Below are 7,496 nucleotides of genomic sequence, written 5' to 3'. Positions count from 1 at the left end.
GGGGGGGAGCGGCGGCGCCCCTTTGCCGCTCTGGGGTAGGACGCTGGTGGTCGTGCCCGCGGGGCGCGGTTCCCCCCGGACACGTGGGGTCGCCCCCCCCGTCGGGGCGGCCCCCCTCACCGTCGCGTCGGCCCCCTCGGGACCGCGTGACTAGAACTTGTTCTTCGGCGTGATCCCCAGGGACAGTCCCGCCAGACCGCGCTGCCGCCCGCCCAGCTTCCCGGCGATCGAGCGGAGCGCCGCGCCCGCCGGGGAGTCCGGGTCGGTCAGGACGACCGGCTTGCCCTCGTCGCCGCCCTCCCGCAGGCGCACGTCGATCGGGATGGAGCCGAGCACCGGGACGTTGGCGCCCGTGGTCCGGGTGAGGCCGTCGGCCACCGCCTGGCCGCCGCCGGTGCCGAAGACGTCGACCATCTCGCCGCAGTGCGGGCAGGGCAGCCCGGACATGTTCTCGACCACACCGACGATCTTCTGATGGGTCTGCACGGCGATCGACCCCGCCCGCTCGGCCACCTCGGCCGCCGCCTGCTGGGGCGTGGTGACGACCAGGATCTCGGCGTTCGGGACCAGCTGGGCGACGGAGATGGCGATGTCGCCCGTGCCGGGCGGCAGGTCGAGCAGCAGCACGTCCAGGTCGCCCCAGTACACGTCCGCCAGGAACTGCTGGAGCGCGCGGTGCAGCATCGGGCCGCGCCAGACCACCGGCGCGTTGCCCGGGGTGAACATGCCGATGGAGATGACCTTCACGCCGTTCGCCGACGGCGGCATGATCATGTTCTCGACCTGGGTCGGACGCCCGTCGGCGCCCAGCATGCGGGGCACCGAGTGGCCGTAGATGTCGGCGTCCACGACACCGACCTTCAGGCCGTCGGCCGCCATCGCCGCCGCCAGGTTCACCGTCACCGACGACTTGCCCACGCCGCCCTTGCCGGAGGCGACCGCGTACACCCGGGTCAGGCTGCCCGGCTTGGCGAACGGCACCTCGCGCTCGGCCTGGCCGCCGCGCAGGGCGTTCGCCAGCTCCTTGCGCTGCTCGTCGCTCATGACGTCCAGCGTCACGTCGACCCGGGTGACCCCCTCGACCCGGGAGACCGCGTCCGTCACGCGCTGCGTGATCGTGTCCCGCATGGGGCAGCCGGAAACCGTCAGATACACGGTGACCGCGACCGCACCGTCCGCACCGATCTCCACCGATTTGACCATCCCGAGTTCGGTGATGGGCCGGTTGATCTCGGGGTCGTTCACCGTCGCCAGTGCCTCGCGCACCGCGTCTTCCGTAGCCATACCCACGATGGTACGGCGCCGGGTACACCCGCCGGTAAGTTCCTCAGTGGTCGTCTGTGTCACGTCCCGGCGGCCGCTGCGCCCGCATCGCCGGGAACACCCCGTGGTGGTCCCGGTGCCCGTTCTGCCGTTCCTCCAGTTCCTTCAGCAGGTCCTGCAGCTCCGAGCGGATCCAGTCCCGCGTCGCCACCTCCCCGAGCCCGGTCCGCAGGGCGGCGACCTCCCGGGTCAGGTACTCGGTGTCCGCGATCGACCGCTCGTTCTGCTTGCGGTCCTGTTCCAGGTTGACCCGGTCGCGGTCGTCCTGCCGGTTCTGCGCGAGCAGGATCAGCGGGGCCGCGTAGGAGGCCTGGAGGGAGAGCATCAGGGTCAGGAAGATGAACGGGTACTCGTCGAAGCGCAGCTCGGGCGGCGCGAAGACGTTCCACACCACCCACAGGATGATGACGACGGTCATCCAGACGATGAACCGCCCGGTGCCCAGGAACCGCGCGATGCGCTCGGACAGCCGTCCGAAGGCGTCCGGGTCCCACTCGGGCAGGAGCCGGCGCCGGGGCGGGCGCGGCTGGTCCAGCCGGGGCGTCCGCGGCCGGCCGGCGGCCGTGGCGCCCGCCGGGAGCCGCTCGCGGGTCCTCTCGCGCTCAGGAGTCATCGGCCGCCCCCTCCGCGCCGAGGTGGAACTCGGTCTCCCGCCAGTCCTCGGGCAGCATGTGGTCCAGTACGTCGTCCACCGTCACCGCGCCCAGCAGCGCGCCCGTCTCGTCGACCACGGGCGCCGCCACCATGTCGTACGTGGCGAAGAAGCCGGCGACCACGGGCAGCGCCGCGTCCGGCTCCAGGGGTTGCAGGTCGTCGTCCAGCATGGCGCCGACCAGGGTGTACGGGGGGTCGCGCAGCAGACGCTGGAAGTGGACCGTGCCCAGGTACTTCCCGGTGGGGGTCTCCTCGGGCGGGCGGCAGACGTAGATCTGCGCGGCGTGCGCCGGGGAGAGGTCGGGCTCGCGGATGCGGGCGAGCGCGTCCGCGACGGTCGCGTCGGGCCGCAGCACGATCGGCTCGGTCGTCATCAGACCGCCCGCCGTGTGCTCCTCGTACGACATCAGGCGCCGCATGTCGGCCGCGTCACCGGGCTGCATCAGGCTCAGCAGCCGCTCCTTGAACGTCTCGGGCAGCTCGCCGAGCAGGTCGGCCGCGTCGTCGGGGTCCATGGCCTCCAGGACGTCGGCGGCGCGTTCCTCCTTCAGCTTGCCGAGGATCTCGATCCGGTCGTCCTCGGGCAGCTCCTCCAGCGCGTCGGCCAGCCGGTCGTCGTCGAGGGCGGCGGCGACCTCGACGCGCCGCTTGGGGGAGAGGTGGTGCAGCGCGTTGGCCAGGTCGGCGGGGCGCAGCTGCTCGAAGGTGGCGAGCAGGGTCTCGGCGCCCTGCCCGTCCTCCTCCAGGGAGAAACCGGTGACCGCGGTCCACTCGACGGTCAGCGCCTCCCCCTTGCTGCGCCGGAACGCACCGCCCTTCCTCCCCTTGCGGACGAAGACGCGGTCGATCTCCCACCCGCGGCGGGCCGGCAGCTGATGCACCGACAGGTCCAGGACGGTGACCTCCTCGCCGCCGTCCACGAGGGTCACCCGCCGGTCGAGGAGCTCACCGAAGACCAGCCGCTCGGTGGGCCGCTGCTCGAAGCGCCGGACGTTGAGCACGCCGGTGGTGATGACCTGGCCGTACTGCACGGCGGTCACCCGGTTCATGGGCAGGAAGATGCGGCGCCGGGTGGGGAGTTCGACCACCAGGCCGAGCAGTCTCGGCGGGCGGCGGCCGACCCGCAGGACGACGACCAGGTCGCGCACCCGTCCCACCTGGTCGCCGGCCGGATCGAAGACGGCGACACCGGAGAGGTGCGAGACGAAGAACCGGGGGGCGCCCGCTGCCATGGCGGCGGCTCCTTTGCGTGCGGGGTGTTCCGTCGGGGGGTACAGCCTGCTGCGTTCGTTTTCCGAATTGCCCGCTCGGGTGGGCTTCAGGCTAGCCCGTCCCGATCGGCCGCGGGGTCGCGGCCGGTCCGGACGGACTGGCTCCGTCCGGATCACCCGGCCCCGGTACCCTGCGGTACGCCGTTCAGGTCCCCTCTCAGAGAGGCAGTCCCACCTGTGACTTCGATCTCCCAGGGCCGTTCCCGCAGGGCCGCGCTGGCGGGCGCCGTGTGCGCGCTGCTCGTGACGGGGACGGCGCTCACGGGGTGCGCCGAGGAGGATCCGAACGAGGGCACCAACGGTGTCGGCAGGCTGCCCGCCGAGGAGATCCAGAGCCGGACCCGGAAGGCCGCGGAATCGGTCGACACGGTCCGGCTGCACGGGACCGTGGTCACCAACGGGCGCAGCTACACGCTCGACATGAGGCTGAAGCCCGAGGGCGGCATCGGCTCGGTCACCACCAGGGGGGAGACGTTCCGCCTGCTGCGGACCGGCGACGAGCTGTTCCTGAAGGCCGGTGCGGAGTTCTGGGGTCATACGGACGGCGAGGACGAGGGCGACGGCGAGGCGGACGCGGCGGCGGCCGGCAAGCTCGCCGGGAAGTACGTGAAGGTGCCGCAGGGCGACCCCTCGTACAAGAAGTTCAGCGGTTTCACGGACAAGGACGTCCTCCTCGACGGTCTGCTGACCCTGCACGGCAAGCTGGCCACGGACGGCCACCACGAGCAGGCGGGCGTCCGCACCGTCCGCATCACCGGCGACCAGGGGTCCGGCGGCACCCTGGACGTCTCGCTCGAGGGTGAGCCGTATCCGCTGCGCCTGGTGCGGGCCGGCGAGGCGGGCACCCTCACGTTCTCGGCCTGGGGCGACGACTTCCCCCTGGAGAAGCCGGCCAGGAGCGAGACCCTGGACTACGGCGGGCAGCTCCCCGCCTCGTAGGCGGACGGGCCCTACCCGCGCCGGCGCCGCTTCCCCGGCAGCCGGGGCCGGCCCGCGGGGACCGGTCTCCTGGTCGTCACCGGCGTCGGCAGCGGCGGTTCGGCCAGCGAGCCGTCGGGCAGCGGTGCCGTCTCCCCGGTGGGCTCCAGGCGCAGGACCCGGCACTCGCGGGCCCAGCGCTCCGTCATCGCCTCCCCGTCGGGCGCGTTGAGCCGCTTGCCCTTGAGGGCGTCGACGGCGGCCGTCCACTCCTCGGACCCGGCCCGCAGCTCCACGATCCGCGCGGTCCAGGAGACCAGCCGGCCGCCCTTGTCCTTGCTGCGGACCGTCACCCGGGCCGGCGCGCCGTCGGCGAGTCCCGGCAGCGGCTGCTCCCCGGGTCCGTCGCCGACCACGCAGGCGGCGCCCTCGTGCCACACGTGCCACAGCGCACGGGCCGCGGTGTCGGGCCCCTCGACCCAGACGAGGCCGGACTTCTTCGTGGCCTCCTCGATGAGGGCCCTCTCGAGCAGCTCGCTTGTCATGGGCCCAGCCTATCCGGGGCCGTTCCGGGGCCCCGGGCCTCAGAGCCAGCCGTTGCGCTTGAGCGTGCGGTGGATGCCCAGGCAGAGGGCCACCGTGATCCCCAGGACCACCGGGTAGCCGTACTTCCACTCGGTCTCCGGCATGTACGTGAAGTTCATCCCGTACACCCCGCAGACCATCGTCGGGACGGCGATGATCGCGGCCCACGAGGTGATCTTGCGCATGTCCTCGTTCTGCGCCACGGAGGCCTGGGCGAGGTTGGCCTGGAGGATGGAGTTCAGCAGCTCGTCGAAGCCGATGACCTGCTCCTGCACCCGCGCCACGTGGTCGGCGACGTCCCGGAAGTACTTCTGGATCTCCGGGTCGATCAGCCGCATCGGCCGCTCGCTCAGCAGCTGCATCGGCCGCAGCAGCGGCGCCACGGCCCGCTTGAACTCCAGGACCTCGCGCTTGAGCTGGTAGATCCGCCCGGCGTCGGTGCCGCGCGGCGTGCCCTTGCGGCCCGGCGAGAACACCTCCGTCTCGACCTCGTCGATGTCGTCCTGCACCGCGTCGGCGACCGCGAGGTAGCCGTCGACGACGTGGTCGGCGATGGCGTGCAGCACGGCCGAGGGGCCCTTGGCCAGCAGTTCGGGGTCGTCCTGCAGGCGGCGCCTGAGGGCCCGCAGGGAACCCTGCCCGCCGTGCCGGACGGTGATGAAGAAGTCCCGGCCGGTGAAGCACATCACCTCGCCGGTCTCGATGACCTCGTTGCCGGAGCCGCTCCGGTCGCGGTCGAGGTAGTGGATGGTCTTGAAGACCGTGAACAGCGAGTCGTCGTAGCGCTCCAGCTTGGGCCGCTGGTGGGCCTGGACGGCGTCCTCCACGGCCAGCGGGTGCAGTCCGAACTCACGTGCGATCCCGGCGAATTCGGCTTCGGTCGGCTCGTGCAGGCCGATCCACACGAAGCCCCCGTCGCGGCGCGCCAGGCGCATCGCCTCCTGCGGGGCGAGCGGGCCCCCGGTCTCCAGGCGGCGGCCGTCGCGGTAGACGGCGCAGTCCACGACGGCGGTGGTCGTCGCGGGGTCGCGGGGGGTGTCGTACGGGCCGCTCTCCTTGCGCAGCGAGACACGGGAGGGGCGGACCACGGCACGCAGGTCGCGGATCATCGACATGACGGGCTCCTTCGCGAACGGGCAACGAAAGGCGCCGGCACGACGGGTGGAACAACCCGGAATGAGGACGTCCTGAACTGCGGATGTTTGACACGTCCACAAAGCGGGGAGCACCGCACCGTCGCGGTGGCGAGTTTCGTCGCTGATACAGCTACGGGGGCAGATCAGACAGAACGAAACGAAGCGCTCTTCCGGTGAAGACGCGGGGGAGAGAGGTGGCAGCCTGAGGGGAAGCGGCTACATCAGCGGGCGGAAGAGCGGGTGATACTGCACGGTCGACTTCGGTCCATGCCAGCCCCACCTCCTCCGGCCGGTCCCTCGTGAGGGACGATCCACGATCCCCGGGGGGATCCCCCTGTAGACGGGGAGTGTCACATCGGTGTCCGGGACTCGATCGGAACGCCCCAGGGCCCCGAAGGCCTGGTCGGCACCCCTACTGCGTGCTGTCCCGAACCACCGGCCAAGCGTATCAGCCGACCGGTGTGTCAAGACGCGGCTTTGCCCGGTGCTGACGAGTTCTATGCTCGCCGCATGGCTGATGTTCTTCCTCTGGTCGAGGCCCGGTTGCGCACGGCACTGGGCGAACCGGACGCGCGGGCGGCGGTCACCTTCCTGGGCACGGACCGCATCGAGGTGCTGCGCTTCCACGAGGGCGACATCGTGCGCTACGCCACCCTCGGCATGTCCGCGCAGCCCATGGCCGATCCCACGGCCGTGGTCGCGGACCCGGTCAAGGGTCCGCGCGCGGAGCTGGTGCTGTCCGTCCGGGCCGGGCTCGCCGACACCGACAAGGTGCTCCGCCCGCTCGCCGTGCTGGCCGCCTCCCCGCAGGTCGAGGGCGTGATCGTGGCTCCCGGGGCCTCCCTGGACGTCGGTGGGCCGCTGTGGCCCGGCGCGCCGTTCACCTCGGTGCTGGTCGCCGAGCCGGGCGGTCTGGTGGAGGACCTGGAACTCGACGCGCCCCTGGACCCCGTGCGGTTCCTGCCGCTGCTGCCCATGACCCCGAACGAGGCCGCCTGGAAGCGGGTGCACGGGGCCCAGGCGCTCCAGGAGCGCTGGCTGACCCAGGGCACGGACCTGCGGGACCCCGCCCGCGGGTCCGTGCCGCTGGCGTGAGGAACCTCACCAACGCCCTCCGGCGGCCGGTCGGTTGGTGACGGCGGGACCCCGCCCTCCGCCGCGTGCCGGGCCCCCGCCCCTTTGCCGCGTGCGCGGGCGCACCGCGCCGTGCGGCGGCCCGGTGCGCACGGTGCCGTCCACATCGACGAGGACACCGGGCGGGACGGCGCGCACGGCGGCGGTGCCCCCTCCCGGGTGCCGGACGCCCGGCGGACGTCCGGCGATCGCACGGGACGGATCGACCGAGTCGGTTGATGCCCGCTGCACCTGTTGTGGCGTTTCCGCGGCGGGTTCCCTCCGGACGGGTGATCGTCCTTGACGTGGCGCGGCAGGGGTAGGACCGTGGGGCTCTATGAGGGGCGAACCCAGTTGCCCGAAGTGCGGTGGCCGGGTCAGGGCTCCCGGCCTCTTCTCCGATGCCTGGCAGTGCGGGGGGGGGGGGGGGGGGGGGGGGGGGGGGGCGGCGGGGGGGAGGGGGGGCCCGAAGCGAGCAGACATGGGGCGGGGGTAG

Annotated in this window: 7 protein-coding genes and 1 pseudogene; 3 read left to right on the top strand and 5 right to left on the bottom strand. The window is 72.5% G+C overall.

Annotated features, from left to right (window positions below):
• Window positions 1-150: 150 nt before the first annotated feature.
• Genes ACZ56B_RS24795 through ACZ56B_RS24785 form a run of 3 tightly spaced genes read right to left on the bottom strand, consistent with a single transcriptional unit; the run spans window position 151 to window position 3,209 of the window.
• A complete protein-coding gene (locus ACZ56B_RS24795) occupies window positions 151-1,284 on the bottom strand; it encodes an Mrp/NBP35 family ATP-binding protein (RefSeq protein WP_468794727.1) in 1,134 nt (377 codons plus the stop codon).
• Window positions 1,285-1,327: 43 nt separating this feature from the next.
• On the bottom strand, window positions 1,328-1,936 hold the full coding sequence (locus tag ACZ56B_RS24790) for a DUF1003 domain-containing protein (protein WP_468794724.1): 609 nt from the start codon (window positions 1,934-1,936) through the stop codon (window positions 1,328-1,330).
• Window positions 1,926-3,209: a magnesium transporter MgtE N-terminal domain-containing protein gene (locus tag ACZ56B_RS24785; RefSeq protein WP_468794721.1), complete on the bottom strand. Its 1,284-nt coding sequence runs from the start codon at window positions 3,207-3,209 to the stop codon at window positions 1,926-1,928. The genes ACZ56B_RS24790 and ACZ56B_RS24785 overlap by 11 nt, the downstream gene beginning before the upstream one ends.
• A gap of 216 nt (window positions 3,210-3,425) precedes the next feature.
• On the opposite strand from ACZ56B_RS24785, the gene ACZ56B_RS24780 reads away from it, so the two are divergent.
• The gene (locus ACZ56B_RS24780; protein WP_468794718.1) at window positions 3,426-4,187 is read left to right on the top strand and encodes a hypothetical protein; all 762 of its coding nucleotides are present in this window, start codon (window positions 3,426-3,428) and stop codon (window positions 4,185-4,187) included.
• Window positions 4,188-4,198: 11 nt separating this feature from the next.
• On the opposite strand, the gene ACZ56B_RS24775 is transcribed toward ACZ56B_RS24780, so the two are convergent.
• Both ACZ56B_RS24775 and ACZ56B_RS24770 read right to left on the bottom strand, forming a co-directional pair.
• Window positions 4,199-4,711 carry a hypothetical protein gene (locus ACZ56B_RS24775; protein ID WP_468794715.1) on the bottom strand — a complete coding sequence of 171 codons (513 nt, stop codon included), beginning with the start codon at window positions 4,709-4,711 and terminating at the stop codon, window positions 4,199-4,201.
• 39 nt (window positions 4,712-4,750) lie between these two features.
• Window positions 4,751-5,866 carry a magnesium and cobalt transport protein CorA gene (locus ACZ56B_RS24770; RefSeq protein ID WP_468794712.1) on the bottom strand — a complete coding sequence of 372 codons (1,116 nt, stop codon included), beginning with the start codon at window positions 5,864-5,866 and terminating at the stop codon, window positions 4,751-4,753.
• Between the two features lie 531 nt (window positions 5,867-6,397).
• On the opposite strand from ACZ56B_RS24770, the gene ACZ56B_RS24765 reads away from it, so the two are divergent.
• Both ACZ56B_RS24765 and ACZ56B_RS24760 read left to right on the top strand, forming a co-directional pair.
• Window positions 6,398-6,982 (top strand): suppressor of fused domain protein, encoded by a 585-nt coding sequence (locus ACZ56B_RS24765; RefSeq protein WP_468794709.1) that lies wholly within the window; start codon window positions 6,398-6,400, stop codon window positions 6,980-6,982.
• Between the two features lie 355 nt (window positions 6,983-7,337).
• A pseudogene (locus tag ACZ56B_RS24760) lies at window positions 7,338-7,427 on the top strand (DUF6758 family protein); the annotation flags it as partial.
• Between the last annotated feature and the right edge of the window lie 69 nt (window positions 7,428-7,496).

This window comes from Streptomyces sp. NPDC034670, from assembly GCF_055574875.1.
The sequence above is the reverse complement of the archived record's forward strand: the minus strand, read 5'-3'. Positions and strand labels throughout refer to the sequence as shown.

What these genes read in the sequence shown, in the direction of transcription:
- ACZ56B_RS24775 (WP_468794715.1), bottom strand. Translation starts at nt 4,711, where the DNA reads ATGACAAGCGAGCTGCTCGAGAGGGCCCTCATCGAGGAGGCCACGAAG.
- ACZ56B_RS24795 (WP_468794727.1), bottom strand. Translation starts at nt 1,284, where the DNA reads ATGGCTACGGAAGACGCGGTGCGCGAGGCACTGGCGACGGTGAACGAC.
- ACZ56B_RS24765 (WP_468794709.1), top strand. Translation starts at nt 6,398, where the DNA reads ATGGCTGATGTTCTTCCTCTGGTCGAGGCCCGGTTGCGCACGGCACTG.
- ACZ56B_RS24790 (WP_468794724.1), bottom strand. Translation starts at nt 1,936, where the DNA reads ATGACTCCTGAGCGCGAGAGGACCCGCGAGCGGCTCCCGGCGGGCGCC.
- ACZ56B_RS24785 (WP_468794721.1), bottom strand. Translation starts at nt 3,209, where the DNA reads ATGGCAGCGGGCGCCCCCCGGTTCTTCGTCTCGCACCTCTCCGGTGTC.
- ACZ56B_RS24770 (WP_468794712.1), bottom strand. Translation starts at nt 5,866, where the DNA reads ATGTCGATGATCCGCGACCTGCGTGCCGTGGTCCGCCCCTCCCGTGTC.